Below are 25,788 nucleotides of genomic sequence, written 5' to 3' on the forward strand. Positions count from 1 at the left end.
TGCGCGCCGAAGGGCTTGCGGAGGGGGTCAGGACCCGAGATAGCGCCCGGGCCGGTGGTTGAACGCCAGGACCAGGTTGAGCACCACCACTCCCGCCGCCGAGATCAGCACGTTCAGCGGAGGCACCACCAGCAGCGCGGCCGCGACCACGCACGCGTCGAGCGCCATCATCACGTAGCCCGCCCGCCAGCCGAGCCGCTCCTGCGCGATCAGGGCGACGATGCTGAACCCGCCCAGGCTCGACCCGTGCCGGAAGAGGATGAGGAGGCCGATCCCCGCGAGCACGTCCCCCGTGAGGACGCCGTAGACGGGCTCGATCCGCAGCTCGCCGAACGCCAGCGGGTGCAGCCCCGCCAGGACCGAGACCAGCACGATCGAGAACATGGTCCGCAGCGTGAACCGCCAGCCCTTCTTCCACAGCGAGAGGGCGAGGAACGGCACGTTGACCGTGACGAGGATGACGCCGAACGGGATGTCGAGCGGGTACCCCAGCAGCAGCGCGAGACCCGCGGTGCCGCCCGTGACCGCCTGGCTCGCGCGCAGCAGGTAGAGGCCGAGCGACACGACGAACGCACCGGTGACGAGACCGAAGACGTCCTCGAGGCGGGAGTGCGGCACGGGGGCGGAGGCGTCGGGCACCCGACGATGCTGCCACACGCCGCGCCCCGGTCCGGACGTCCTCGTAGGATGTGCCGGTGCTGCCGAAGATCCTGCTGTTCTACCGCTTCGTGCCGCTGGCCGACCCCGAGTCCGTGCGGCTGTGGCAGCGCGAGCTGTGCGAGTCGCTGGGCCTGCGCGGGCGCCTGCTGATCTCGGAGCACGGGGTGAACGGCACGCTGGGCGGCGGGATGGACGCCCTGAAGCGCTACGTCCGCCGCACCCGTGAGCACTCGGCCTTCCACGGGCTCGAGGTGAAGTGGAGCGACGGCTCCGGCCTCGACGACGACGGCCGCAGCCTCGACTTCCCCGGTCTCTCGGTGAAGGTGCGCGACGAGATCGTCTCGTTCGGCGCGCCCGACGAGCTGCGGGTCGACGCCGACGGGGTCGTCGGGACGGCGCCGCGGCTCGACCCGGACCAGCTGGACTCCCTGGTCGCCGAGCGCGACGACGTGGTGCTCTTCGACGGCCGCAACGCCTTCGAAGCCGAGATCGGCCGGTTCGAGGGGGCGATCGTGCCGGGGGTCTCCAGCACCCGCGAGTTCGTCGAGCAGCTCGACGCCGGCGTCTACGACCACCTCAAGGGCCGGCCCGTCGTCACGTACTGCACCGGCGGCATCCGCTGCGAGGTGCTGTCGAGCCTGATGACGGCGCGCGGCTTCGGCGAGGTGTACCAGCTCGACGGCGGCGTCGTCCGCTACGCCGAGGCGCGGCGCGACCGCGGGCTGTGGAAGGGGGCCCTGTACGTCTTCGACGGCCGCGGCTCCGTCTCCTTCTCCCCCGACGCCGAGGTGCTGGGCCGCTGCACCTCGTGCGCCGCGCCGACCAGCCGGATGCGCAACTGCACCGACCTCTCCTGCCGCGCCCAGCTCGTCGTGTGCGCGGACTGCGATGCGGCGGCCTGCGCCGCGCACGCGGGCCCTACGCTCGTGCCATGAGCATCGAAGCGCGCGGGCGCACCCTCGTCGACCTCCACACCGCCCCCGAGCTGCTGCAGGTGGTGAACGTCTGGGACGTGATCAGCGCGACCACGATCGCCGCGCTCCCGGAGACCCGGGCGCTCGCGACCGCCAGCCACTCCATCGCGGCGGCGTTCGGCTACGAGGACGGCGAGCGGATCCCGCTGGAGCTGCACCTCGGCATGATCGAGCGCATCGTCGCCGCCGTCGAGGTCCCGGTCTCGGCCGACCTCGAGGCGGGCTACGGCGACGCGGGCGAGACGGTCCGGCGCGCGATCGGGATCGGCGTCGTGGGCGCGAACCTCGAGGACCAGGCGAAGCCGCTCCCGGAGGCGCTGCGGGCGGTCGAGAAGGCCGTCGCCGCGGCCGAGGAGGAGGCGGTGCCCTTCGCGCTCAACGCCCGCACGGACGTGTTCCTCCGCGCCGGCGACCGCGACCGCGGCGAGGTCCTGGCCGACGCGATCGAGCGCGGCCGCGCGTACCTCGACGCCGGCGCTACCTGCTTCTTCGTCCCCGGGCTGCTCCAGGACGCCGAGCTGGAGTCCCTCGTCGCCGCCCTCGGGCGGCAGCGGGTCAGCGTCATCGGCGTCCCCGGATCGCAGTCCCCCGCCCGCTTCGAGGAGCTCGGGCTGGCCCGCGTCTCCTACGGTCCGTGGACGCAGCGCGTCGCCCTGACGGCGCTCCAGGACGCGGCCTCCGCCCTCTACTCCGGCGGATCGCTCCCCGAGGGCACCCGGCCCCTGAACTGACCGCCCGGCCGCGGGCCCGCGGGCGTAGCGTGGGCCCATGTACCGAGCCATCGTCGTCGAGCGGCACTCCGACTCCGACACCGAGACCCCCAACCGAGTCCGCCTCCTCGAGCGCGACGATCCCGACCGCTCGCACGGCGACGTGTCGATCGCCGTCGAGTACTCGAGCGTCAACTACAAGGACGCCCTGGCGCTGGCGGGGCGGCCCGGGATCGTGCGCCGCACCCCGCTCGTCGCCGGCATCGACCTGGTCGGCACCGTGGAGTACGCGGACGGCGAGGCGGGCGAGCGCTTCGACTCCGGCGACCGGGTGGTGCTCAACGGCGCCGGCCTTGGCGAGCGCCACGACGGCGGGCTCGCCGAGCGGGCGCGTGTCGACTCCGCGTCGCTGCTCCGGCTGCCCGGCGCCATCTCGGCGGCACGGGCCGGAGCGATCGGCACCGCCGGCTTCACGGCGATGCTGGCCGTGCTGGCGCTCGAGCGGCACGGCGTGCGGCCGGGCAGCGGTCCCGTCCTGGTGACGGGGGCCTCGGGAGGCGTGGGGTCGCTCGCCGTCGCGCTCCTGGCGCGCCTGGGCCACGAGGTCGTCGCCTCGACCGGCCGGCTCGGCGAGCACGGCGCTCTGCTCCAGCGCTTGGGCGCCTCCGACGTCATCGACCGCGCCGAGCTGCAGGAGGGCGGGAAGCCGCTGCAGTCCGAGCGCTGGGCGGGAGCGGTGGACTCCGCCGGCTCGCACACGCTCGCGAACGCCCTCGCGCAGACGCGGTGGGGCGGCACCGTGGCGGCGTGCGGTCTCGCGCAGGGCCCGGACCTGCCGGTGAGCGTGATGCCGTTCATCCTGCGCGGAGTGACGCTGGCCGGCATCAACTCGGTGGAGGCGCCGCGCAAGCTCCGCGAGGAGGCCTGGCGCCGCCTCGCCCACGACCTCGACCTGGAGCTGCTCGACGAGCTGACGACGACGGTGCCGCTCGGCGGGGCGGTCGACGCGGCCGAGGACGTGCTCGCCGGCCGCTCGCACGGTCGGACGCTGGTGGACGTCCGCGCCTGAGGGCACGGCGTCGGCAGAGGGCGTCCGCCCGCCTCGAGCGTGGAGGAGGGGGCGCCCCGGCCGGCGCTGCGGGGCGGCTGCTCGTGCGGCGGTGCGCTACTCCGCAGCCTCGGTGGCGCCGCTCGGCTCGGCCGACGCGTGACCGACGGAGGAGTCGGGGCGCGCGGCGCGGGGCTTCGCCGGCGTGCGGGGCTTCGGCGCGGGCTTCGCGGCCGGAGCCGGCTTCGCGGGGGCGGGGTCGGCGGACTCGGATCCGGCGGGCTTCGGCTCGGCGGGCTTCGATCCCGCGGCCTTTTTCTCGGCGGGCTTCGGCTCCGCGGGCTTCACCGGAGCTGCGGAGTCGATCGGCTCGGAGCCGATGACGTCCACGGGCGCGGAAGCCCCGGACTCGGCCGGCGTGCTCGCGGCGGTCCGAGCACTCGTTTTCGGAGCGCCCTTCGGCGTGGCCTTCGGGCTCTTCGGAGCGGCCCCCGCTGCTGACTCCGTCGGCGCCGCGACGTCCTCCGCGGCCCGGTCAGCCGCCGGAGCCGCGGTCGCCGCCGCCGCCGCGCTCCCGCCGCTCGCCGCCTCCTGACCCTCGACCACCGTCGCCGGACCCGCCGCCTCCGCGGCCACGGCCGCGGCCTCCGCCGCCTTCGCCCTCTTCTTCGCGCGCTTCTCCGCGGCGGCCGCCTGGGCCCGCTCCGCCTGCTCGGCGACCTCGGGGACGATCACGAGGTCGTCGGTCTCGATCACGGGGATCGCCGCGGTCGTCGTCCCCAGCTGGAGGGCCGCGATCAGCTCGGGAGCGTGCTTGGTGCTCACGATCAGGCGGGAGTAGTCCTCGTCGACCAGGTCGATCACGACGGCCGAGGCGGTGCGCTTGATCAGCAGGAAGTCCTTGCCGCCGTGGAACTTCCACGTGCCGGCCGCGAGCGTGAGCGGCACCGCGGTGCCCGGCGCGCGGATGCCCCGCACCCAGATCCAGGGGTCCTCGGTGACCGTCGCCGAGCGGATGCTCGACCGGTCGACGACGACGTCGCTGCGGTGGAACGCGAGCAGTCGCTCGGCCGCGGTGAGGCGGAGTTCGAGGCGGTCGGGGAGCACGGTCACGACGGGCATGCCTCTAGTCTGCCCCGCCGCCCGCCGCCGGGTCAGCGCCGGATCGCACAACGATGCCCCGCCGCTCGCGTGGGTGGCAGCATGGTCGGATGCCGATGGATCCGGACGAGGCGCGCCTCCTCGACGCGCTGCTGGCCGAGCGGCAGGCCGAGACGCGCGACGAGGCGGCCCGGCTCGAGGCCTCGCTGGCCGAGCTCCTGCGCGACCGTGCCGACGGCACCGCCGATGACGAGCACGACCCGGAGGGCACGCCGCTCTCGGCCGAGTGGTCGCGGGTGGCCGGAGTCCGCGACGCTCTCGCCCGCACGGCGCGCGAGCTCGACGCCGCTCGCACCCGCCTCGGCACCGGCGGCTACGGGGACTGCGCCTCGTGCGGCCGCCCGATCGGAGCCGCCCGCCTCGCCGCCCGGCCCACGGCCGAGCTCTGCATCGACTGCGCCCGGCTAGCGGAGTCGCGCATCCGCTGACGCCCCGCGAGGCGAGCCTGCGGCATGCCCTCCGCCTGAAGGCCCCCACAGATCCCGGCGTGCGGAAACCCGGTTTCTCCTGCGAGCATTCACACCCGGTCGCGTCCCTCGAACAGGTCTGACGGACCACCCCCTCCCCCCCTGCTCGAAAGGCACTCCTGCGATGACCGAGACGTCGACCGCCCGATCGACCGGCGCCCCTCCCGCCCCCGACAAGCGCGCCTGGCGCTCGCTGATCGTCCTGCTCGCGGGCATGTTCATCGCCCTGCTCGACACGACCATCGTGAACGTGGCGCTGCCCACCATCCGCACCACGCTCGACGCCTCCGAGTCGACGCTCTCCTGGATCATCTCCGGCTACGCCCTCGCGTTCGGCCTCGCCCTCATCCCCGCCGGCCGCCTCGGCGACCGCTTCGGGCACAAGTGGGTCTTCGTCAGCGGCATCGCCCTCTTCACCGTCGCCAGCTTCGCGTGCGGACTGGCCGCGGACGACACCCAGCTCGTCATCGCCCGCATCGTGCAGGGCCTGGCGGGCGGCGTCTTCGTCCCGGCGGTCAACGCCTACATCCAGCTCCTCTTCCGCGGTCCCTCGCGCGGCAAGGCCTTCGCGGTGATGGGCGCGGTCCTCGGCGTCTCGTCGGCGCTCGGCCCGATCATCGGCGGCCTGATCATCCAGGCCTTCGGCGACGAGAACGGCTGGCGCCTGGTCTTCTGGGTGAACCTGCCCATCGGCGTCGCGACCCTGATCGCCGCCGCGGTCCTCCTCCCCGCCCGCCGCGACCTCGAGGCCGGCGACCGCGCCCCGAGCGGAGGCGTCGACTGGCTCGGCCTCGTGCTCGTCTCCGGCGGCCTGGTCGCCCTGCTCGTCCCGCTCATCCAGGGCGAGGACGAGGGCTGGCCGCTGTGGACCTTCCTCTCGATCGCCGGCGGAGTCCTGCTCCTCGCCGCGTTCGGCGCCTGGGAGGTCCTCCACGTCCGCCGCGGCCGCGCTCCCCTGGTGCCGCCGTCGCTGTTCCGCCACCCGGCCTTCACCGGAGGCGTGATCCTCGCGCTGGTCTACTTCGCGGCCTTCACGAGCATCTTCTTCACCATCTCGCTGCTCTGGCAGTCGGGCCTCGGCCACACCGCGCTCGAGTCGGGCCTGGTCTCGATCCCCTTCGCGATCGGCAGCATCATCAGCTCCTCGCAGAGCAACCGGATGACCGCGCGCCTGGGGCGCAACGTCCTGGTGATGGGCAGCGGGCTCCTCGCCATCGGGCTCGGCTGGGTCTGGCTGGTGCTGCTGACCGCGACCCCGGACTCGATCAGCAACTGGCAGCTCCTGCCGCCGCTGCTGATCGCGGGCCTCGGCAACGGCTTCTTCATCGCCCCGAACGTGCAGTTCATCGTCTCGACCGTCGACCCGCAGGACGCGGGCGCGGCGAGCGGCGTGATCTCGGCGATCCAGCGCATCGGCTCGGCCGTGGGCATCGCGGTCATCGGCAGCGTGCTGTTCGGGAGCCTCGTCATCACGGGTCCGGACACGGTCGCCTCGGGCTTCCTCGACGCCGCGGCTCCCGCGATGCTCCTCAGCACCCTGATGGCGGTCGCCGCTTTCGCGCTGGTGTTCGTGCTGCCGAAGTCGGTCTCGCGCCGGGGCTGAGGGCCCCTGCCCGGTCGCCGCACGCCGGCGGTCGGGCGCGCGGGACGTCCGCCGCCCGGAGATCCGGTGCGGCGGGCCCCCCGTCTGATCCGCGGGTGGCCCGGGAGCCTACGCCCGAGCGGCCGCCGCGGCCTTCGCCGCCGCCGGCAGCGCGTCCACGATGCGCCCGATCGCCGCGTCATCGTGCGCGGCCGAGACGAACCAGGCCTCGTACACCGACGGCGGCAGCGAGACGCCCGCGTCGAGCATCGCGTGGAAGAACGCCGGGTAGCGGAACGACTCCTGCGCCTGGACCTCGGCGTAGTCCCGCACCGGCCGGCCCAGGTCCGTGAACATGAAGCTGAAGAGGCTCCCGGCCGTCTGCACCGTGTGCGCGACGCCCTCGGCCGTCAGCGCCGCCGACACCTCGCGCTGGAGCGTCAGCGCCGTGGCGTCCAGCGAGGCGTAGACCGCGTCGTTGGCCAGCTGCAACGTCCGGATGCCCGCGGCCACCGCGACCGGGTTCCCGGAGAGGGTGCCCGCCTGGTACACCGGCCCGAGCGGCGCCAGGTGGTCCATGACGTCCGCACGGCCGCCGAGAGCCGCGACCGGCATCCCTCCGCCGATGACCTTGCCGAAGGTGTAGAGGTCGGCCCGGTACGGAGCCTCGGCGCCGCGGTTCTCGAGCCCCCACCAGCCGCCGGCGCTCACGCGGAAGCCGGTGAGCACCTCGTCCATGATCAGCAGCGAGCCGTTCGCGTGCACGAGGTCGGCGAGGGCCGCGTTGAAGCCCGGGTCCGGAGCGACGACGCCCATGTTGGCGGCCGCGGCCTCGGTGATGACCGCCGCGATGTCGGCGCCGCGCTCGGCCAGGACCGCGCGCACCGCCTCGAGGTCGTTGTACGGCAGCACGATCGTCTGGGCCGCGGTCGCGGCCGTGACGCCGGCGGAGGCGGGCAGCGAGAGGGTCGCGAGACCGGAGCCGGCATCGGCGAGCAGTCCGTCGGAGTGGCCGTGGTAGTGGCCGGAGAACTTGATCAGCAGGTCGCGGCCGGTGACGCCGCGGGCGAGGCGGATCGCCGTCATCGTCGCCTCGGTGCCGGTGGAGACCAGGCGGAGCTTCTCGATCGGCGAGACTCCCCCGGCCGTGATCCGCGCCTCGACCAGCTCGGCGAGATCCGTCTCGGCGGGAGTGGACGCGCCGAACGAGAGACCGCGGGCGGCCGCCTCCTGCACCGCCGCGACGACCTCGGGGTGCGCGTGCCCGAGGACGGCGGGGCCCCAGGAGCAGACGAGGTCGACGTACTCGCGCCCGTCCGCGTCCGTGATGAACGGGCCGGCGGCCGAGACCATGAAGCGCGGGGTCCCGCCGACCGAGCGGAACGCTCTGACGGGCGAGTTGACGCCTCCGGGGATCGCGTGTCGGGCACGCTCGTACAGGGTGTCGTTAGCCGAGGTGGTCACCCCTCCAGGGTACGCGCGCCGCCCGGCGCCCTCGCGCCGGAGGAGCGCTTTCGGACGAGATGCCGAGTCTCGCTCCCGGGAGGAGGAGCGGCTACTTCAGCAGGTCGCGAGCGATCTCGACGGCCCAGTAGGTGAGAACCGCGTCGGCCCCCGCGCGAAGGATCCCCGTGACCGACTCCAGGATCGCCGGCTCGCGCGAGATCCAGCCGTTCGCGGCGGCGGCCTCGATCATCGCGTACTCCCCCGACACCTGGTACGCCCAGACCGGCACGTCCGAGACGGAGGCGACGTCCGAGAGCACGTCGAGATAGCTCATGGCGGGCTTCACCATCACCACGTCGGCACCCTCGGCGAGGTCGAGGGTCGCCTCGCGCAGGCCCTCGCGGCGGTTCGCCGGGTCCTGCTGGTAGGTGCGGCGATCGCCCTCGAGCGTGGACTGCACGGCCTCGCGGAACGGACCGTAGAAGCTGGAGGCGTACTTCGCCGAGTACGCGAGGATCGCGGTGTCGAGGTGCCCGGCGCCGTCGAGAGCGGCGCGGATCGCTCCGACCTGGCCGTCCATCATCCCCGAGAGCCCGAGCAGGTGGGAGCCGGCCTCGGCCTGGGCGAGCGCCATCTCCTCGTAGCGGAGGAGCGTGGCGTCGTTGTCGACGCGCCCGCGGTCGTCGAGCACGCCGCAGTGGCCGTGGTCGGTGAACTCGTCCAGGCACAGGTCGGTCTGCACGACCAGCGCGTCGCCGACCTCCTCCACGACGACCCGCGTCGCGGCGTTGAGCACGCCGTCGGGGTCGGTCGCACCGGAGCCGACCGCGTCGCGCGTGGTGGGCACGCCGAACAGCATCACGCCACCGATCCCCGCCTCGGCCGCCTCTGTCACCGCTCCGCGGACGCTGTCCAGCGAGTGGTGCATCACCCCCGGCATCGACCCGATCGGCCGGGCCTCGGTGATCCCCTCGGCCACGAAGAGGGGCAGGATCAGCTGCGCCGGGTGGATGCGCGTCTCCTGGACGAGACGGCGGAGTGCGGGGGTCGTGCGGAGGCGGCGCGGGCGGATGGCAGTCATGTCCTCCAGCGTAATCCCGCCCCGCCGAGCACCTCCCGGGAGCGCGGACGCCCCACCCCGTGGAGGTGCTCCGGACGCACCACGTCTGCCGAGAGGCGGGTCGCTGCCCTGTGGGGCGAGGCCCGCCCCTCCCGGCCGACATCGCGCCGGAGAGGCGGCTCAGCGGGGAGCGCGCTCCGTGGCGACGGCGGCGACCGCGTCGATGAGGGAGGAGGCCGAGCGCTCGTCGGCGACGACGTCGACGCGCAGGCCGAAGGCGCGGGCGTCCTTCGCGGTCTGCGGGCCGATCGCGGCGACGAGGATCGACTCGGGCACCGGGCCGAGCTGCTTCTGGACCTGCTCCGCGACGCTGCCCGAGGTGACGAGGATCGCGTGCACGGCTCCGCCGGCGACATCCGCCACGACGCGCTCCTCCACCGGGACGCCGACCGTGCGGTAGGCGACCACGGAGCGCACGTCGTGCCCGATGCGGGTGAGGCCCTCGGTGAGCAGCGGCTTGGCGATCTCGGACCGCAGCGTCAGCACGCGCAGGGGGTGCCGGCCGCCGGTGGCCTCCTCCCACTCGGCCAGGAGGCCGCGGGCGGAGTTGTCCTCGGAGGGGACGAGGTCGACGGAGTAGCCGGCGGCGACGAGCGCGGCCGCCGTGGTCTCGCCGACCGCCGCCACCTTGGTGCTCGCGGGCACGGTGGTGCGCAGGAGGGACAGGACGTCGACCGTGGTGGCGCTCGTGACGGTCATCCAGTCGAAGGCGCCGGCCTCGAGGTCGGCGAGGGCCTGCTCGAGCGCCGGGAAGTCGTCGGTCGGCGCGAAGTTGATCATCGGAGCGACGACGGGCGAGGCTCCCTTGGCACGGAGAGCGGCGGCGACACCGTCCCCCCACGGGCCTCCGCGGGGGACGAGGATGCGCCACCCCTGCAACGGCTTCTCCCACTGGGAGTAGGCGGCGGGGACGATCACGAAGGGGCTCCCAGGGGTGCGAGTTCGGCGGCACCCGCACCGAGAAGCGCGTCAGCGAGCAGAGAGCCGCAACGGAACGCGGCTTCGACGACGGGCAGTTCGCGACCACCATACTGCGGATCCGCCCGGTGTCGACCACCGCCGACCGAACCGTTATCGACCGGCTCCGCGACCTCCCGTGCGAGGGACGCCGTGCCGTCGACGGCGAAGACCACGCCGTGCAGGACCACGCGGTCCTCCTCGACGACTGCGGAGGCTCCGATCGGAGCGGCGCACCCGGCCTCGAGGGAGGCGAGGAGCGACCGCTCGGCCGTGATCGCCGCGCGGGTCGGCACGTGCTCGACCGCCGCGAGAGCGGCACGCAGCTCCTCCGACGGCTCCTCGTCGCGCACCTCGATGGCCAGCGCTCCCTGACCGGGGGCGTGCGGGGAGACGTCGAAGCCGAGCACCTCGGTGATCGCGTCGACACGGCCGAGGCGGCGCAGGCCGGACAGGGCGAGCACGATCGCGTCCAGCGGCGAGTCGCTGCCGGGCAGCACCCTCCGGAGCCTGGTGTCGATGTTGCCGCGGATGTCCACGATCCCGAGGTCCGGACGGGCGGCCAGCAGCGCCGCGCGCCGACGGGGCGAGCCCGTGCCCACGCGGGCTCCGACCGGCAGGGTCGCCAGGGTGAGCCCGTCGCGGGCGCAGAGCGCGTCGCGCGGGTCCTCCCGCTCGGGGACCGCTCCGAGCAGCAGGCCCTCCACCGGAGCGGTGGGCAGGTCCTTCAGCGAGTGCACGATCGCATCGCAGCGCCCGGCGAGCAGCGCGTCGCGCAGGGCGCTGACGAACACGCCGGTGCCGCCGAGGGAGGCGAGCGAGCCGCGCATGCGGTCGCCGTCCGACTCGATGCGCACCAGCTCCACGGGGACCCCCGCGGCGGCCGACATCAGATCGGCCGTCATCCGGGTCTGCGCCACCGCGAGCGCGCTCGCGCGGGTGCCGACTCTGATGCTCACGACAGACGACTCCTCATCACGGTGCGACTCCCGCCAGGGCGGGCTTGAACCCCGCTCGCACGTTCTCGCAGCAGCCGGGGCGGCAGACGTCGTACCAGGGGCCGAGCGCCGTCATCGAGGGCCGGTCCTCGGTCGGCACGCCGTTGACGCGCTCGAGGACCAGGTCGATCAGGCCGGAGACGTAGACCGGGTCCGTGCCGGGGGTCGCGACGCGGAGCGCGACGAGTCCTTGCTCCTCCGAGGTCTCGAGGGCCTCGTTGTCGAGGTCCCACATGACCTCCATGTGGTCGGACACGAAGCCGAGCGGGACGATCAGCAGCGCGCGGCGGCCGCGGGCCGGCAGCTCCGCGATGGCGTCGTTGATGTCCGGCTCGAGCCAGGGCTGGGTGGGCGGGCCGGAGCGCGACTGGTAGACCAGCTGCCAGGGCACGTCCTCGTCCGTGGCGGCGGCCATGACGACCTCGGCGACGGCGAGGTGCTGCGCCTCGTAGGCGCCGCCCGGTCCGAACTCGTGCACGTCGACGACGGTGCCGTCGTCGTGGCGCTCGTGGGGTCCGCTGCGCTCGGCGTCGGCCATGGGGATCGAGTGCGTCGAGAACAGCACCTCCACCTCGGACGTGACATCGAGGTCGGGCATCCGCTCGCGCAGCTCGTCGAGCCCGTCGTGGACGGCCTTGACGAACGGCATGACGAAGCCGGGGTGGTCGAAGAACTGGCGCACCTTGTCGATCCGCAGCTCGCCCTCGAGGCCGGTCGCTTCGAGCGCCGCCGCGTAGTCCTCGCGGTACTGCCTGCAGGACGAGAAAGAGGAGTACGCGCTGGTGGCGATGGCGAGCAGGTTGGTGAACCCGCGCTCCTTCGCCTCGGCGACGGCCTCGCTCATGTAGGGCGCCCAGTTGCGGTTGCCCCAGAGCACGGGGAGGTCGATGCCGCGGTTCGCGAGCTCGGCCTCGAGCGCCTTCTTCAGCGCACGGTTCTGCGCGTTGATCGGGCTGACGCCGCCGAAGTGGCGGTAGTGGTGGGCGACCTCCTCGAGGCGCTCCTCCGGGATGCCGCGGCCGCGGGTGACGTTGCGGAGGAACGGGATGACGTCGTCCTGACCCTCGGGCCCGCCGAAGCCGGCGAGGAGGATCGCGTCGTAGGCCACGGGGACCTCGACGTGCTCGGGGCCGGACGCCGCCGCAGGGGTGGCCCCGCGGACGAGGATCGGCTCGCTGGTCGTGTCGCTCATCGGAGCACCTCGGCGATCTGGTCGGCGTCGATGCGCCGTCCTGTGTAGAAGGGGACTTCCTCGCGCACGTGGCGGCGGGCCTCCGTGGCGCGCAGGTCGCGCATGAGGTCGACGAGGTTGACGAGCTCCTCGTCCTCGAGGGCGAGGATCCACTCGTAGTCGCCGAGCGAGAACGAGGCGACCGTGTTGGTCAGGACGGAGCGGAACCGCGAGCCCTGGCGCCCGTGCTGGGCGAGCATCGCGCGGCGCTCCTCCTCGGGGAGGATGTACCACTCGTAGGAGCGGACGAAGGGGTAGACCGTGAGCCAGCGGGCCGGCGCCTTCCCGCGCATGTAGGCGGGGAGGTGATTCGAGCTGAACTCGGCGTCGCGGTGCACGCCCATCGCGTTCCACGTCGGCAGGAGGCCGACCAGCAGCTCCGTGCGCCGCAGCTCGCGGTAGGCCCGCTGCAGCTCCTCGGGCGCCGGGCCCGTGAACCACAGCATGATGTCGGCGTCGGCGCGCAGGGCCGAGACGTCGTAGGTGCCGCGGACGGTCACGCCCTCGCCCTCGAGCTGGGCGACGAGGTGCTCGTACTGCTTCACCGCGGGATCCACGGCGTCGCTGGAGAGGGTGAACGGACGTGCGGGATCCCTGCGGAGAACCGCCCAGAGCGTGTATCCCAGGGCCTGATCGGAGTGATCCTGATCGGCGGGGGGCTGCGGCGCCGGAGCGGCGGCGCTCGTGTCGGGGGCGGACTGAACGGGACCCGCCGTGCCGGCGGTCTGATCGGTCATTGATCCATCATCCCTCCGCTCGTGCCGATGCACAAAAGCGGCGGGGGCTCTGGCGCCGGAGGGCCCGGGACGCTAGCGCCCCGGGCCCTCCAGCGCTCAGTCCTCGATGATCTGCTTCGCGACGCCCCAGACGACGAGGCCCACGGCGGCGGCGGCGCCGACCGCTCCGGCGATCAGCGCGGAGGGGTTCTGGCGGCGCACCACCTGGAGCTTGCGCTCGATCGTCCGCTGGGCGGTACGCACCTTGCGCGGCACGTTGACCTTGTACTCGATCGCGTCGAGGGTCGCGGCGAGCTCGGAGCGAGCGCGCTCGATGTCGGCCTTCAGCTGGCCGGGCTTCAGCTCCGCCGGGTCGACGAAGCGGGGCGTGGTGCTGCTGACGGATCGCTCAGTTGTCATAGCTGCCCACTCCCTTGAACGCCTGGACGTCCTTCTTGATGCTGTCGATCGAGTCCTGCGGCACCGGCGGCACGGCCTTCTTGATGGTGCGCACGCCGACGAGGGCGAGGATCACGGCCACCAGGAGGAAGAAGACCGTCACGATCAGCGCCGACAGCCAGGCCGGAAGCCAGGAGGCGATGCCGATGATCGCGAAGGCGACCAGCGTCGCCCACGCGGTCAGGAGGAGGAAGGCCGCGACCGCGAACAGGCCGACGGCCAGACCCGCGCTCTTCGCCTTGCCCGCCAGCTCGTTCTTCAGCGAGGCGACCTCGGCCTTGACGAGCTCGATCACGAGGCCGGGCAGGTCGCTGACCAGCTCTCCCAGTGATCGGGCGTTCTTGGGATTGCGTTCGTTCACCACGGGAGCTCCTCGAGGGTGGGACGTGCCGGCCGGCGCGCGCCTGGCACGGCCGGAGGGATGAGCACTAGGCCCTGCTGGTGGAGGTGGACGTCGTCGACCCGCCGGAGCCGGCCGACGCCGCGGCCTCGTCGACCTTCGAGGCCGCCTTGCGGGCGGCCGCCGACGCCTCCGCGTCGCTCGCTCCCTGGGCCTTCCTGCCGCCGGACACGGCCTTGACGACCACCGAGCGCACGACCTCGTACGCCTTGTCCGAGACGCTGCTCAGCTGGGTCTTCGCGGCACCGCCGACGGCGCCCGCGACGTCCTGCACCGGCTGGGTCCGCCAGAAGCGGCCTGCCGCCGAGGCGATCTGCTCGTACCGCTTGCGGCCGGCGCGTGCTCCCAGCACGTACCCGGCTGCGGCTCCTGCCACGAAAAGAATCTTGCCCTTCACGCCTACTCCTCGTCCTGGGTCGCTCTCGCGATCGTCCACGCGGTCGGTGACCACTCGTGCCGGGGCACGCCGCGCGCTCGCGCGGATGCCTGGGCCTAAGAGTAGCCGTCGGCGTCGTGGGCGTCGCTCGGCAGCCCGACTCCTTGACGCACCAGTCGGCGCCGGATAAGGGCGGCCGTCTCGGCGGCGTGCGGGAGCACCGAGGCGAGGCCCGTGCCCGCGATCCAGGTGCCGGTCACGGCGACTCCCTCGATCGGGAGGAGCGCCTCGCGGAACGCCTCCAGGTGCGCGCGGCGGCCGAGCGCCGCGGCGGGCCGGACGTTGGCCCAGCGCACCCGGGCGGAGTCGACGAGCGAGGCCGGATCGAGGGCGAGTCCGAGCAGCGTCGAGGCGTCGAGCAGGGCGATCGCCGCCGCCTCGGCATCGGTGCGCCCCTCGAGCGGCGGGCGCTCGCCCGGGCGCCCGTAGGAGAGGCGCAGCACGTGGCGCCCGGGAGGGAGGGAGGCGGCCAGCCAGTCCCACTTCGCGGTCGCGTGCGTGATCGCCTTGGCCGTGACGTCGGTGGCGGTGGGCGCCACGAGCACACCGGAGCCGCGGGGGGCTGCGTCCAGGCGGGCGTCGTCGAGGACGAGGGTCACCAGCTCGACGGAGTCGTGGGGCGCCTCGTCGGCGCGCTCCGCGACGGCGGGGGCGAGGCCGGCCAGCAGCGCCCGGGCGTCGCGCTCCGGCGTCGAGACGATCACCGCTCGGGCGCTCAGAGTGCCGTCGGCGAGGGTCAGGACGAAGTCCCCGTCGGAGCCCTCGAGCCGCTGCACGGAGGCGCCGGTGCGGATCTCGCCGGAGAGGTAGTCGATCCGCTGGACCAGCGCGGCGACCAGGCGGTGCATCCCGCCCTCGAGCCCGCGGACCGCGACTCCGGCCGGGAGGTTCGCGCGGAGGGCGGCCACTGCCCGGGCGAGGGAGCCCGCGCGGGTGAGCGCGCCGTTCAGTCCGGGTGCGGCCAGGTCGACGTCGATGTCGTCCGGCCGGCTCGAGTAGACGCCGGAGACGACCGGCGCGACCAGGTCCTCGAGCACGCGCTCGCCCATCCGGGTGCGCACCAGCTCGGCGAGGGAGTGCGCGCGGCCGATGCGCAGCACCGGCATCAGGGTGTCGAGCCAGGCGCGCCACGCGCCGCGGCGGCCGATCGCCCGCACGACGTCGGGGGCGAGCGGCGTGCCGGGGATGCCGAGAATGCCGGCCCGGGGCGACGGCACGGAGCGGCCGCCCGAGAGGTGCAGCCACGAGCCGTGCGTCCGCGGCTCGACGATCGACTCGGCGAGCGGGACGCCGTCGAGGGTCAGCGCGGCGAGCGCCCGCTCGACGTGGCCGCCCCGGGTGGCGAAGCTCTCGGCGCCCGCGTCGAGCGCGGCTCCGGCCAGGGCGAGCGGAGAGACGGAGCCGCCGACCCGCTCCCCCGCCTCGAGCACCACGACGCGCAGGCCGATGCGCAGGCACTCCGCGGCGGCGGCGAGCCCCGCCACTCCGCCGCCGACGACCGCGACGTCGTACGACGCGGCGTCGCGGGGGCGCTCCTCGCTCACGGCCGCCAGGCGTGCACGAACGCGACGAGGCGCGTGAGCACGTCGGGGTCGGTCTCGGGCGGTACGCCGTGGCCGAGGTTGAGCACGTGCGCGGGGGCGCTCAGGCCCCGGCGGAGCACGTCGTCGACGTGGGCCTCGAGGACCTCCCACGGCGCGGTCAGCAGCGCCGGGTCGACGTTGCCCTGCACCGGCACGAAGCCGCCGAGGCGGTGGTTGGCCTCGTCGAGCGGGATCCGGTAGTCGACGCCCACCACGTCGGCGCCGATGCCGTGCATCGCTCCGAGCAGCTCGCCGGTGCCGACGCCGAAGTGCACGATCGGGACGTTGCGGCGCGTCTCCCCGTGGTCGAACGCGAGGTCGCGCACGTGGACGAGGGCGCGCGCGGAGGCGGGAGCGACGTGGGTCGTGTAGTCCGAGAGCGAGAGCGCCCCGGCCCAGGAGTCGAAGAGCTGCGCGGCGCTGGCCCCGGCGAGCACCTGCGCCCGGAGGAAGCGGCCGGTGACCTCGGCGGTCCACTCCATCAGCTGAGCCCAGGCGGCGGGGTCGGCGTGCATCATCGTCCGCGCGCGCAGGTGGTCCTTGGACGGGCCGCCCTCCACCAGGTAGGCGGCCAGGGTGAAGGGAGCGCCGGCGAAGCCGATGAGCGGTGTGTCGCCGAGGCCCGCGACGGTGCGGCGCACGCCCTCGCGGATGGGCTCGAGCGTCTCGTCGAGCACGGACGGGTCGATCGAGGCGAGCTCGGCGACGTCGGCGGCCGTGCGCACCGGCTTCTCGAGCACCGGACCGCGCCCGGGGACGATGTCGACGCCGACGCCCGCGAGCCGCAGCGGGATCACGATGTCGCTGAAGAAGATGGCCGCGTCCACTCCGTGGCGCCGCACCGGCTGCAGAGTGATCTCGCTCGCCAGCGCCGGGTCGAGGCAGGCGTCGAGCATCTTCGTGTCGGTGCGCAGGGCCCGGTACTCCGGGAGGCTGCGGCCGGCCTGGCGCATGAACCAGACGGGCGTCCTCTCGCCCCGCTCGGAGCGGTAGGCGCGCAGGAGCAGCGAGTCGGCCGTGCGGCCGGCGGAGAGGGGGTGCAGCGGATCGAGCAGGCCGTCGGTGGGGGAGGTCACCGCGGCATTATTCCAGGCGCATCCGTGCATTCCTCCCCAGTCCGGGGACCCCGCCCCGCAGAGCGCGCGTAGACTGACGTGGTGCTTCTGTGTCTGACGGCGTCGCACAAGAACGCCAGCTTCGATCTCCTCGAGAAGCTCTCCGTCGACTCCTCCGCCGTGACCGCGGCCCTCTCCGAGGGGATCGACTTCGTCTCCGGAGCCGTCGTCGTCGCGACCTGCAACCGCTTCGAGGCCTACCTCGACATCGAGGAGCCGCTGACCGCCGCGCAGGCCGTCGCCGTCGAGGCCGCCACCGCCGCCGTCAGCGCCGCGACCGGCGTCGAGCAGGACGAGCTGCGCGGGAGCGTCGACGTCGTCTCGGGCGACCGGGTGGCCGAGCACCTCTTCGCCGTCTCCAGCGGGCTCGAGTCCGTCGTGGTCGGCGAGGGCGAGATCGCGGGCCAGGTCCGCCGCTCCCTCGAGGAGGCGCGCCGCCTCGGCACCACCTCCTCCGAGCTCGAGCGGCTGTTCCAGCGCGCCTCGCAGACCTCGCGCGGCATCAAGAACCGCACCGGCCTCGGCAGCGCCGGCCGCTCGATCGTGCGCCTCGCGCTCGACCTGGCCGCGAGCCGCGTCACCGACTGGCGGGCCGCCCGCGTCCTCCTCGTCGGCACCGGCAGCTACGCGCGGGCGACCGTCGCGGCCCTGCGCGACCGCGGAGTGGTGGACATCGCCGTGCACTCCCCCTCCGGCCGTGCCGAGGGCTTCGCCGCCCGCCGCTCGCTCCGGCCCATCGCCGCCTCCGATCTCCCGCTCGAGGCGGTCTCGGCCGACATCGTCATCACCTGCACCACGACCCAGGAGCCGGTGCTCGACGCCGCTCTGCTCGCCGCCGGGCGCCTCCAGGGCTTCTCCCGCGAGCGCCAGCTCGTGATCGACCTGGGGTTGCCGCGCAACGTCGCCTCCGACGTCACCTCGGTCGCCGGCGTCGAGCTCCTCGACCTCGAGACGATCAGCCTGCACGCGCCTCTCGACGTGCTCGACGCGTCGCAGCAGGCGCGCGCGCTCGTCGACAAGGCGGCCCGGAAGTTCTCGGACGTCGCCGACGAGAAGAGCCTCACTCCGGCCGTCGTCGCCCTGCGCGCCCACGTGTTCGACGCGCTCGACGCCGAGATCGAGCGGGCCCGCTCGCGCGGCGACGAGGACGGCCGCACCGAGCAGGCGCTCCGCCACCTCGCCGGCGTCCTGCTGCACACCCCGAGCGTCCGCGCCCGCGACTACGCGCGCGCCGGAGCGCAGGAGGCGTACCTCACCGGGCTCGAGGCGCTCTTCGGCATCGAGGTCCCGGCCGAGCCCGCCGCCGCGCGCCCCGACTCTGACGCCGCCACCGCGTGAGCCTCCGGCTCCCCTTCGACGCGGAACCGCTGCGCTCCGCGCCGCTGCTCACCGAGCGCCTGCTCCTGCGTCCCCTCGGACCGGAGGACGCCGAGGACCACGCGCGCTACCAGGGCGACGCCGACGCCGTCCGGTTCCTCCGCTGGCCGGTGCGCACCCCCGAGGAGTCGCGGGCGCACCTGCAGCGCCGCCTCCCCTCGACACGGCTCGCCGCCGACGGCGACGTGGCCGTGCTGGCGATCGTCCCCCGGGAGGGCGTCCTCGCCGGGCGGATGATCGGCGACCTCACGCTCATCGCGACGTCCGTCGAGCAGGAGGCGGTCGAGATCGGCTGGGTGCTGCACCCGGAGGCGCAGGGGCGCGGCTACGCGACCGAGGCCGCCCGGGCGCTGCTCGACCTCGCGTTCGACACCCTCGGCGCCCACCGCGTGATCGCGCAGCTCGACGCTCGGAACACCGCCTCCGCCCGCCTCTGCGAGCGGCTCGGGATGCGCCTCGAGGCGAACCACCGGGAGGACGAGTTCTGCAAGGGCGAGTGGACCTCGACCCTCGTCTTCGCCCTGCTCGCCCGCGAGCGCTGACCGCAGGGCCGGCTGGTCCGCGCCCTCCGGGACGCCGCCGGCCCGTCCGGTCGGCGGCGTCCCGGGAGGAGCGTCAGGCCCCGCGGAGCCCGGTGAAGAGGTACGACTCGAGCTGCTCGAGCGGGATGCGCTCCTGCTTCATCGTGTCGCGGTCGCGGACGGTCACGGCGTCGTCCTCGAGCGAGTCGAAGTCGACGGTCACGCAGTACGGGGTGCCGATCTCGTCCTGGCGGCGGTAGCGGCGGCCGATCGCTCCGGAGTCGTCGAAGTCGACGTTCCAGAGCTGGCGCAGCTGGTCGGCGACGCGGCGCGCGAGCGGCGAGAGGGCCTCGTTGCGCGAGAGCGGCAGCACGGCCACCTTCACCGGCGCCAGGCGCGGGTCGAGGTGCAGCACGGTCCGCGTCTCGACCTTGCCCTTGGCGTTCGGCGGCAGCTCCTGCTCCTCGTAGGCGTCGACGAGGAACGCCATGAGCGCGCGGGTGAGACCGAACGACGGCTCGATCACGAACGGCACGTAGCGCTCGTTCTTGTTCTGGTCGAAGAACGAGAGGTCCTTGCCCGAGTGCTCGATGTGCGTCTTGAGGTCGTAGTCGGTGCGGTTCGCGACTCCCATCAGCTCGCCCCACTCGCCCGAGGCGAAGCTGAAGCGGTACTCGATGTCGACGGTGCGCTTCGAGTAGTGGGAGAGCTTGTCCTTCGGGTGCTCGTACTGCCGGATGTTCTCGGGGTTCATCCCGAGCCCGACGAACCAGTCCCAGGCGAGCTGCATCCAGGTCTCCTGCCACTCCTCGTCCGTGCCGGGCTCGACGAAGAACTCGAGCTCCATCTGCTCGAACTCGCGGGTGCGGAAGATGAAGTTGCCGGGGGTGATCTCGTTGCGGAACGCCTTGCCGATCTGGCCGATGCCGAAGGGCGGCTTGCGACGGGCGCTCTGCAGCACGTTCGCGAAGTTGGTGAAGATGCCCTGGGCGGTCTCGGGACGCAGGTAGTGCAGCCCCGACTCGTCGTCGACGACGCCGAGGTAGGTCTTCATCAGGCCCGAGAACTGCTTGATCTCGGTCCACTGGCCGACCTTGTCGGGGTGCTCCGGGTCCGGGATGTCGGCGAGGCCGTTCACGGGCGGGTGGCCGTTGACCTCCTCGTACTTCTCGAAGAGGTGGTCGGCGCGGTAGCGCTTGTGGGTGATCAGCGACTCGGTCAGCGGGTCCGAGAAGACGCCGACGTGTCCCGAGGCGTGCCAGATCGCCGTGGGCAGGATGACCGCGGAGTCCAGGCCGACGACGTCGCCCCGGCCCTGCACGAAGGTCTTCCACCACTGGCGCTTGATGTTCTCCTTGAACTCCACGCCGAGCGGCCCGTAGTCCCACGCGGAGCGGGTGCCCCCGTAGATCTCACCCGAGGGGAAGACGAATCCCCTGTGCTGCGCGAGGGTGATGACTTTGTCGAGGGTGGTGGGTTCTGCCACGGGTTGCTCCTCAGCTGTTCGGGCGCACGGGGCCCCGGCGCGCGCCGGCTGCGCGCGTCCTTCTGGTGTGCCCCCATGGTAGCCGCGGGGGCGCCGCGACGGTCCGCCCGCGGCGGGCATGATGAGCGGATGAGCACCCTCCCGCCGATCGTCGTGTCCGCCGTCGCCGTCCTCCGCGACCGGCGCGTCCTGATGGTCACGGCGCGGGGCCGCGACGTCCTCTACCTCCCCGGCGGCAAGGTCGACGAGGGCGAGAGCGGGATCGAGGCGGCGGCCCGCGAGGCCCGCGAGGAGCTCGGCGCCGTCGCGCTCGGCCTCGAGCCCCTGTTCACCGTCCGCACCCAGGCGCACGGCGAGCCGGAGGGGCGGGAGGTCCACATGAGCGTCTTCGCCGCCGAGCTCGACCGGGAGGCGCGCCCGAGCGGCGAGGTCGACTCGCTGCACTGGGTCGACGGCTCCGATGCGGGCCGCTGCCCGCCCGCCGGGGTCGAGACCCTCCGGCTGCTGCGCGGTCTCGATCTCGTCGACTGACCCTCCGGCTCCGGGCCGACCGCGGGGCGGCTAGCCTCGTGGCGTGGAGACGAGACGGCGTGCACGGGACCGGTCGAGCGCGGAGGAGCCGGACCGGCTCGAGCCGGTCCGGCTGGAGGCGGCCGTGCCCATCCTGCGGATCTTCTCGGTCGCCAAGGCGGGCGAGTTCTACGTCGACTACCTCGGCTTCGAGGTGGACTGGGAGCACCGCGCCGCGCTCGACGCCCCCCTCTACCTGCAGGTGTCGCGCTCGGGGCTCCGCCTGCACCTCAGCGAGCACCACCGCGACGGCAGTCCCGGCGCCGCCGTGCACGTCGCCCTCCGCGGAGTCCGCGAGCTGCACGCCGAGCTCGACGCGAAGGCGTACCCCTACCTCAACCCGCGGATCACCCGCACGCCGTTCGGCTTCGCGCTCGACGTGATCGATCCGTTCGGCAACCAGCTGCGCTTCGCGGAGCCGGCCCCGGTGCCGCGCCTGCCCTGATCGGTGCGCGTGCGGGTGCTTGTACAACCTGAGCGCCGACTGATCAACCGTTCACCGGCCGTCCATGCACTTCGGAGTCCCATCCTTTAGCGTGGCTCCGATGGCTTCACGGGGGACGATCGAGCGGCCGGACACGGCCCGGGCAACGGGACGGCAGCGCCGGCCGCGGCTCCGCTTCATGGAGGCCGCACCGCTGGCGACGGGCCTGCTGGGCTCGATCGCGATCCTCCTCGGCTCGCTCGGCGTGGGCTACCTGCCCGCCGGCTCGCCCATCCGCGACTGGCCTCTCGTCGCCTCGATCCGCGCCACGGGCTGGCTCACCGAGTCCAGCGGCGCCCTCGTCGTGGGCGGCGGGATGCTGCTGCTGATCGCGTGGCTCCGCCTGCGCACGGTCGCGCTCGCGGCGGGCCCCGGCTCCGTCCGCACCATCGTGGTGGCGGCCCTCGCCTGGACCGCTCCGCTCCTCGTGACGGTGCCGCTGTTCAGCCACGACATGTTCTCCTACGTGGCGCAGGGTCGCCTGATGACCCAGGGCATCGACCCCTACACCCACGGCGTCGCGACGCTCCCGGGCTGGTTCGACCTCGGCGTCGACCCGCTCTGGGCCGACACCCCCACGCCCTACGGGCCCCTCTACCTCCTGATCGAGCGCACCGCCGTGCAGTTCGCGGGCTACGGCGCACCGGAGCTCTCGATCGCGATGCTCCGCGCCGTGTCGGTCGCGGGCGTGGCCGTCATGGCCGTCTACGCGCTCCGCCTGGCGCGCCTGCGCGGCCTCTCGGTCCCGCTCACCGCCTGGACGATCGTCGCCAACCCGCTGACCCTCGTGCTCTTCGTCGTCGCCGGCCACAACGACTCCGTGATGCTGGCGCTCATCCTCGCGTCGCTCTACTACGCCCAGACCGACCGGCGCATCGCCGCCGTCGTGCTGATGGCCGGAGCGATCGCGATCAAGCCGATCGCCGTGATCGCGCTCCCCGTGCTCGCGCTCCTGTGGCTGCGCCACGACGCGACGTGGCGCGAGCGCACCCGCGGCTGGCTCTGGACGGGCGCCGGAGCGCTCGGCCTCGTGGTCGCCGTCGGGCTGCTCGCGGGCGTCGGGGTCGGCTGGGTCGCGGCGATGGTCGTGCCCGGCTCGATCCTGCACTGGTACGCGCCGATGTCGTTCGTCACGGTCTCGGTCTCCCGCGCCGTCGAGTTCACCGGTCACGACCCCGCCGCGGCGATCGCCGTGGTCAAGATCCTCGCGCTCGGGCTCGCCGGCCTGATCGCTGCGCGCCTCATGCTGTCGCGGCGCTCCATCGATCCGCTCGCCCGCCTGTCCGGTGCGCTGCTCGCGTTCGTGACGGCGTCGACCGCCATCCACCCCTGGTACGCCCTCTGGATCCTGCCGATCGCCGCGCTCGCGCGCCCGTGGAGCCGCTCCCACGTGCACCTGGCGGTCTACGCGTCGATCTTCCTCATGTGCGTCACGCTCGCCGAGCCGATCGACGGCGGAGGCGGCACGATGGACCAGATCCCGGCGCGGGTCGCGACGATCGCCGCGATCGCCGTGGTCGGGATGTACGTCCTCCTCGGCTACACGGACGAGGAACGGGTCGAGGGCCTGCCCCTCGTGCGCGCGCTGCCGTTCGGCTCCGTGATCCTCGCCCGCCTCAGCGGCGGCCGCCTGGTCGACGCCCGGATGGCCGCGACGCGCCTGCGCGACTAGCCGGAGCCGCGGCTCAGGAGTCGGACTCGTCGCTCCGACGGCGGGTGCGGCGGTCGAGCGCGGCCTGCGCCGTCTCGGCGGCCGAGTCCGGGGAGCCGACCGGCCCGGTGGGACCGGCGAGGGTGCTCGAGAGCGACGACAGCCAGCCGGAGTCGTCGCGGCCGGCGTTCAGCGCATCCGAGAAGAGGGGGAGGTCGCTGCGGGTGGCGTGGATCGCGTAGGACTCGCGGGAGAAGCCGTTGTCGGGGACGACCGGCGTCCGGCGGGACGCGCGCGTGGAGTCCGACGCCTGCTCCTGGGCGGCCTGCTCCCGGCGGGCGTCGCGCTCGTCGCGCGGGGTGCTGCTGTCGTGGTCCACGGCGGTCCTCCTGCTCTCCGCCCCGAGCGGAGGGGCAGGCGCCGCGATGACGGGGCGGCGCCCGGTCAGGCTACCCCTCGTTCAGGGTGTGGCGTCGTCGGCGGCCCCTGATCGTGGCGCGGGGCGCCAGACGACCAGCTCGGTCCGGCGCTGCGCGCGCGTGCCGTGGCGCAGAGTGACCACGTCCCCCTCGAGTCCGGCGGCGAACACGCGGCGGCCCGGCCGGTTCAGGAGCTCGTCGGCGAGGGCCGACTCCAGCTCGCGCACCCGCTGCGAGAGCGACTGCACCTGGTTCTCGAGCTGCAGGATGCGCGCGATGCCCTCGAGAGAGACGCCCTCGGAGGAGAGCCGCGCGACCTCGCGCAGCTGCACCACGTCGCGCATCGAGTAGCGGCGCGACTTGCCCGCGGTGCGGGTCGGGCTCACGAGCCCGAGCCGGTCGTACTGCCGCAGGGTCTGCGGGTGCATCCCCGCCAGATCGGCGGCGACGGCGATCGCGAAGACGGGCGTGTTCTCGTCCATGTCTCCTCCTCAGACCGGTCGCGCCGATCCGGTGCTAGTAGCGGGCCTTCTCCAGGATGTCCTCGCGCGGGTCCTCGTCCGGCTCGGCGGCGGCGTAGGCCTCGAGGGCCTCACGGGCGGCGGCGGACAGGTGGCTCGGGACGGCGACCTGCAGGACGGCGAGCAGGTCGCCCGTGCCCTTGGGGGTCGTGACGCCGCGGCCCTTGACGCGCAGGACGCGGCCGCTCGGGGTGCCTGCGGCGACCCGGAGCTTGACGGGCTCGCCGCCGAGGGTCGGCACCTCGATCGTCGCGCCGAAGACGGCCTCGACGAAGGTCACGGGGACCGTCACGCGCAGGTTCAGCCCGTCGCGCTCGAACACCGGATGCTTGCGCACCGAGACGGTGAGCACCAGGTCGCCGGGATCGCCGCCGTCCGGGCTGGGGCGGCCCTTGCCGCGGACGCGGATCTTCTGGTCGTCGGCCACGCCGGCGGGGATGCGCACCGAGAGGGTGCGCCCGTCGCCGGTCTGCAGCTGGACGGTGTCACCCCGGGTCGCGGTGCGGAAGTCGATGGTGGTGCTGGCGGTGACGTCGGCGCCCTTCTGCGGGCCGCCGAAGCCGCGGTAGCCGCCGCTGGGCTGGCCGAAGCGGCTGCCTCCGCCGCCGAACATGCCGCCGAGGATGTCCTCGAAGCCGGGCGGCGGGCCCTGCTGGGTGCTGTAGGAGGTGCGCCCGCCCTGGCCGAACATGCCGCCGAAGACGTCGTCGAACCCTCCGGGCTGGCCGCCCGCGGTGAAGCGCGCTCCGCCGCCCATGGCGCGGATCTGGTCGTACTCCTTGCGCTGCTCGGCGTCCGAGAGCACGGTGTACGCCTCGCTGATCTCCTTGAAGCGCGCCTCGGCCTTCGCGTCCCCCGGGTTGGAGTCGGGGTGGAACTGGCGGGCGAGCTTGCGGTAGGTCTTCTTCAGATCCGCGGCGGAGACGTCCTTGGACACGCCGAGGACCTTGTAGAAGTCCTTGTCGAACCAATCCTGGCTGGCCATGTGCCTCTTCCTGTGTCGAATGCGGCGAGGGACCCCGCCCCGGTCCGGCAGCGTGCTGCCGAGCGGGGCGGGGTCCTCCGCGGTGGTCGTGCCGGTGGCGGGGTCAGTCGGCGGGGACTGCCACGACCACCTTGGCGGCCCGCAGCAGCGAGCCTCCGAGGTAGTAGCCCGCCTCGACGACGTCCGCGACCGTGGAGGTCTCGGCGCCGGGGGTGGGCTGCTGGAAGATCGCCTCGTGGATGTTCGGGTCGAACAGGTCGCCCACGGCGCCGGTCTTCACCAGGCCGAGCTTCTCCACTCCGCCGCGCAGTTTCTGCGCGATGGCCGTGAAGGGCCCGCCCTCGGCGAGGTCGCCGTGCTTCTCGGCGCGGTCGAGGTCGTCGAGCACGGGGAGGATGACCTTCACCGCGTCGCCGATCGCCCGCTCCTTGTCGACCTGGCGGTTGGCCTCGGTGCGCTTGCGGTAGTTCGCGTACTCCGCGGTCACCCGCTGGAGATCGGCGAGGTGCTCGGCCGCGAGCGTCTCGGCGCTGGACTGTCCCGAGAGGAACGAGAGGTCGGCGTCCGAGAGGCTGGTCTCGACGTCGGGCCCCTCGGCCTCGATGAGGCCCTCCTGGTCCTGGGCGTCCTGCGCCGCCTCGGCTCCCGCCTCGCCGCCGGTGGCCGGCTGCTCCTCGGGGAGGTCCTGGGGCTCGTTCTCGGCTGCCATGG

At 73.7% G+C, this 25,788-nt stretch carries 28 protein-coding genes; 10 read left to right on the forward strand and 18 right to left on the reverse strand.

The window, feature by feature from the left end; all coding sequences use genetic code 11:
- Window positions 1-27: 27 nt before the first annotated feature.
- Window positions 28-639 (reverse strand): YitT family protein, encoded by a 612-nt coding sequence (locus tag C5B92_RS11970; RefSeq protein WP_244230588.1) that lies wholly within the window; start codon window positions 637-639, stop codon window positions 28-30.
- A 56-nt stretch (window positions 640-695) separates the two neighbouring features.
- On the opposite strand from C5B92_RS11970, the gene C5B92_RS11975 reads away from it, so the two are divergent.
- The 3 genes from C5B92_RS11975 to C5B92_RS11985 are packed head-to-tail and all read left to right on the forward strand — an operon-like array spanning window position 696 to window position 3,413.
- Window positions 696-1,595, forward strand: a complete 900-nt coding sequence (locus C5B92_RS11975) for a rhodanese-related sulfurtransferase (RefSeq protein WP_104326912.1) — start codon at window positions 696-698, stop codon at window positions 1,593-1,595.
- Window positions 1,592-2,365, forward strand: a complete 774-nt coding sequence (locus tag C5B92_RS11980; protein ID WP_104326913.1) for an isocitrate lyase/phosphoenolpyruvate mutase family protein — start codon at window positions 1,592-1,594, stop codon at window positions 2,363-2,365. The genes C5B92_RS11975 and C5B92_RS11980 overlap by 4 nt, the downstream gene beginning before the upstream one ends.
- A gap of 37 nt (window positions 2,366-2,402) precedes the next feature.
- Complete coding sequence (locus C5B92_RS11985) at window positions 2,403-3,413, forward strand: MDR family oxidoreductase (protein WP_104326914.1); 1,011 nt, start codon at window positions 2,403-2,405, stop codon at window positions 3,411-3,413.
- A 96-nt stretch (window positions 3,414-3,509) separates the two neighbouring features.
- Here C5B92_RS11985 and C5B92_RS17695 read toward each other — a convergent pair whose 3' ends face one another.
- Window positions 3,510-4,514, reverse strand: a complete 1,005-nt coding sequence (locus C5B92_RS17695; protein WP_258061389.1) for a hypothetical protein — start codon at window positions 4,512-4,514, stop codon at window positions 3,510-3,512.
- An 89-nt stretch (window positions 4,515-4,603) separates the two neighbouring features.
- On the opposite strand from C5B92_RS17695, the gene C5B92_RS11995 reads away from it, so the two are divergent.
- Both C5B92_RS11995 and C5B92_RS12000 read left to right on the forward strand, forming a co-directional pair.
- Window positions 4,604-4,981 carry a TraR/DksA family transcriptional regulator gene (locus C5B92_RS11995; RefSeq protein ID WP_258061390.1) on the forward strand — a complete coding sequence of 126 codons (378 nt, stop codon included), beginning with the start codon at window positions 4,604-4,606 and terminating at the stop codon, window positions 4,979-4,981.
- 163 nt (window positions 4,982-5,144) lie between these two features.
- Window positions 5,145-6,623 carry an MFS transporter gene (locus C5B92_RS12000; protein ID WP_104233092.1) on the forward strand — a complete coding sequence of 493 codons (1,479 nt, stop codon included), beginning with the start codon at window positions 5,145-5,147 and terminating at the stop codon, window positions 6,621-6,623.
- Window positions 6,624-6,731: 108 nt separating this feature from the next.
- Here C5B92_RS12000 and hemL read toward each other — a convergent pair whose 3' ends face one another.
- From hemL to hemE, 11 genes are all read right to left on the reverse strand, one after another.
- Window positions 6,732-8,066 (reverse strand): glutamate-1-semialdehyde 2,1-aminomutase, encoded by a 1,335-nt coding sequence (gene hemL, locus C5B92_RS12005; RefSeq protein ID WP_104326915.1) that lies wholly within the window; start codon window positions 8,064-8,066, stop codon window positions 6,732-6,734.
- 91 nt (window positions 8,067-8,157) lie between these two features.
- Window positions 8,158-9,129, reverse strand: a complete 972-nt coding sequence (hemB, locus tag C5B92_RS12010; protein ID WP_104249902.1) for a porphobilinogen synthase — start codon at window positions 9,127-9,129, stop codon at window positions 8,158-8,160.
- A gap of 159 nt (window positions 9,130-9,288) precedes the next feature.
- The gene (locus C5B92_RS12015) at window positions 9,289-10,083 is read right to left on the reverse strand and encodes a uroporphyrinogen-III synthase (protein ID WP_104222950.1); all 795 of its coding nucleotides are present in this window, start codon (window positions 10,081-10,083) and stop codon (window positions 9,289-9,291) included.
- A complete protein-coding gene (gene hemC / locus C5B92_RS12020) occupies window positions 10,083-11,084 on the reverse strand; it encodes a hydroxymethylbilane synthase (protein ID WP_104255338.1) in 1,002 nt (333 codons plus the stop codon). The genes C5B92_RS12015 and hemC overlap by 1 nt, the downstream gene beginning before the upstream one ends.
- Window positions 11,085-11,100: 16 nt before the next feature.
- Window positions 11,101-12,315 carry a ferrochelatase gene (locus C5B92_RS12025; protein WP_104255339.1) on the reverse strand — a complete coding sequence of 405 codons (1,215 nt, stop codon included), beginning with the start codon at window positions 12,313-12,315 and terminating at the stop codon, window positions 11,101-11,103.
- Window positions 12,312-13,091 carry a hydrogen peroxide-dependent heme synthase gene (hemQ, locus tag C5B92_RS12030; protein WP_104350428.1) on the reverse strand — a complete coding sequence of 260 codons (780 nt, stop codon included), beginning with the start codon at window positions 13,089-13,091 and terminating at the stop codon, window positions 12,312-12,314. Before hemQ ends, C5B92_RS12025 begins: the two co-directional genes overlap by 4 nt.
- Window positions 13,092-13,187: 96 nt before the next feature.
- Window positions 13,188-13,490: a DUF3618 domain-containing protein gene (locus C5B92_RS12035; RefSeq protein WP_104222879.1), complete on the reverse strand. Its 303-nt coding sequence runs from the start codon at window positions 13,488-13,490 to the stop codon at window positions 13,188-13,190.
- Window positions 13,480-13,890, reverse strand: coding sequence for a phage holin family protein (locus C5B92_RS12040; protein WP_244229489.1), 411 nt, complete (start codon window positions 13,888-13,890; stop codon window positions 13,480-13,482). The genes C5B92_RS12035 and C5B92_RS12040 overlap by 11 nt, the downstream gene beginning before the upstream one ends.
- Before the next feature lie 67 nt (window positions 13,891-13,957).
- The gene (locus tag C5B92_RS12045; RefSeq protein ID WP_146076886.1) at window positions 13,958-14,305 is read right to left on the reverse strand and encodes a YtxH domain-containing protein; all 348 of its coding nucleotides are present in this window, start codon (window positions 14,303-14,305) and stop codon (window positions 13,958-13,960) included.
- 116 nt (window positions 14,306-14,421) lie between these two features.
- Window positions 14,422-15,909 carry an NAD(P)/FAD-dependent oxidoreductase gene (locus C5B92_RS12050; protein WP_258061392.1) on the reverse strand — a complete coding sequence of 496 codons (1,488 nt, stop codon included), beginning with the start codon at window positions 15,907-15,909 and terminating at the stop codon, window positions 14,422-14,424.
- Complete coding sequence (hemE, locus tag C5B92_RS12055) at window positions 15,906-17,054, reverse strand: uroporphyrinogen decarboxylase (protein WP_104255341.1); 1,149 nt, start codon at window positions 17,052-17,054, stop codon at window positions 15,906-15,908. The genes C5B92_RS12050 and hemE overlap by 4 nt, the downstream gene beginning before the upstream one ends.
- A 51-nt stretch (window positions 17,055-17,105) precedes the next feature.
- On the opposite strand from hemE, the gene C5B92_RS12060 reads away from it, so the two are divergent.
- Both C5B92_RS12060 and C5B92_RS12065 read left to right on the forward strand, forming a co-directional pair.
- A complete protein-coding gene (locus C5B92_RS12060) occupies window positions 17,106-18,401 on the forward strand; it encodes a glutamyl-tRNA reductase (RefSeq protein ID WP_104350433.1) in 1,296 nt (431 codons plus the stop codon).
- Window positions 18,398-18,982 carry a GNAT family N-acetyltransferase gene (locus C5B92_RS12065; RefSeq protein WP_258061393.1) on the forward strand — a complete coding sequence of 195 codons (585 nt, stop codon included), beginning with the start codon at window positions 18,398-18,400 and terminating at the stop codon, window positions 18,980-18,982. The genes C5B92_RS12060 and C5B92_RS12065 overlap by 4 nt, the downstream gene beginning before the upstream one ends.
- A gap of 73 nt (window positions 18,983-19,055) precedes the next feature.
- Here C5B92_RS12065 and C5B92_RS12070 read toward each other — a convergent pair whose 3' ends face one another.
- The gene (locus C5B92_RS12070) at window positions 19,056-20,447 is read right to left on the reverse strand and encodes a glycine--tRNA ligase (protein ID WP_104226140.1); all 1,392 of its coding nucleotides are present in this window, start codon (window positions 20,445-20,447) and stop codon (window positions 19,056-19,058) included.
- A gap of 129 nt (window positions 20,448-20,576) precedes the next feature.
- Here C5B92_RS12070 and C5B92_RS12075 point away from each other — a divergent pair, with 129 nt between their 5' ends.
- From C5B92_RS12075 to mptB, 3 genes are all read left to right on the forward strand, one after another.
- The gene (locus C5B92_RS12075) at window positions 20,577-20,978 is read left to right on the forward strand and encodes an NUDIX domain-containing protein (protein ID WP_104350429.1); all 402 of its coding nucleotides are present in this window, start codon (window positions 20,577-20,579) and stop codon (window positions 20,976-20,978) included.
- Between the two features lie 43 nt (window positions 20,979-21,021).
- Window positions 21,022-21,462, forward strand: a complete 441-nt coding sequence (locus C5B92_RS12080; RefSeq protein WP_208543318.1) for a glyoxalase superfamily protein — start codon at window positions 21,022-21,024, stop codon at window positions 21,460-21,462.
- Between the two features lie 100 nt (window positions 21,463-21,562).
- Entirely contained in the window at window positions 21,563-23,173 is a 1,611-nt protein-coding gene (mptB, locus tag C5B92_RS12085; RefSeq protein ID WP_146078786.1) for a polyprenol phosphomannose-dependent alpha 1,6 mannosyltransferase MptB, read from the forward strand.
- A 13-nt stretch (window positions 23,174-23,186) separates the two neighbouring features.
- On the opposite strand, the gene C5B92_RS12090 is transcribed toward mptB, so the two are convergent.
- The 4 genes from C5B92_RS12090 to C5B92_RS12105 all read right to left on the reverse strand — a co-directional run bounded on the left by C5B92_RS12090 (window position 23,187) and on the right by C5B92_RS12105 (window position 25,786).
- Window positions 23,187-23,531 carry a hypothetical protein gene (locus tag C5B92_RS12090; RefSeq protein WP_104350430.1) on the reverse strand — a complete coding sequence of 115 codons (345 nt, stop codon included), beginning with the start codon at window positions 23,529-23,531 and terminating at the stop codon, window positions 23,187-23,189.
- Between the two features lie 81 nt (window positions 23,532-23,612).
- Window positions 23,613-24,053 (reverse strand): heat shock protein transcriptional repressor HspR, encoded by a 441-nt coding sequence (locus C5B92_RS12095; RefSeq protein ID WP_104345617.1) that lies wholly within the window; start codon window positions 24,051-24,053, stop codon window positions 23,613-23,615.
- 34 nt (window positions 24,054-24,087) lie between these two features.
- A complete protein-coding gene (locus C5B92_RS12100; RefSeq protein ID WP_104222888.1) occupies window positions 24,088-25,077 on the reverse strand; it encodes a DnaJ C-terminal domain-containing protein in 990 nt (329 codons plus the stop codon).
- 103 nt (window positions 25,078-25,180) lie between these two features.
- A complete protein-coding gene (locus tag C5B92_RS12105; protein WP_104222889.1) occupies window positions 25,181-25,786 on the reverse strand; it encodes a nucleotide exchange factor GrpE in 606 nt (201 codons plus the stop codon).
- Window positions 25,787-25,788: the final 2 nt, after the last annotated feature.

Source organism: Rathayibacter sp. AY1A4, from assembly GCF_002930955.1.
Classification (GTDB): Bacteria; Actinomycetota; Actinomycetes; order Actinomycetales; family Microbacteriaceae; genus Rathayibacter.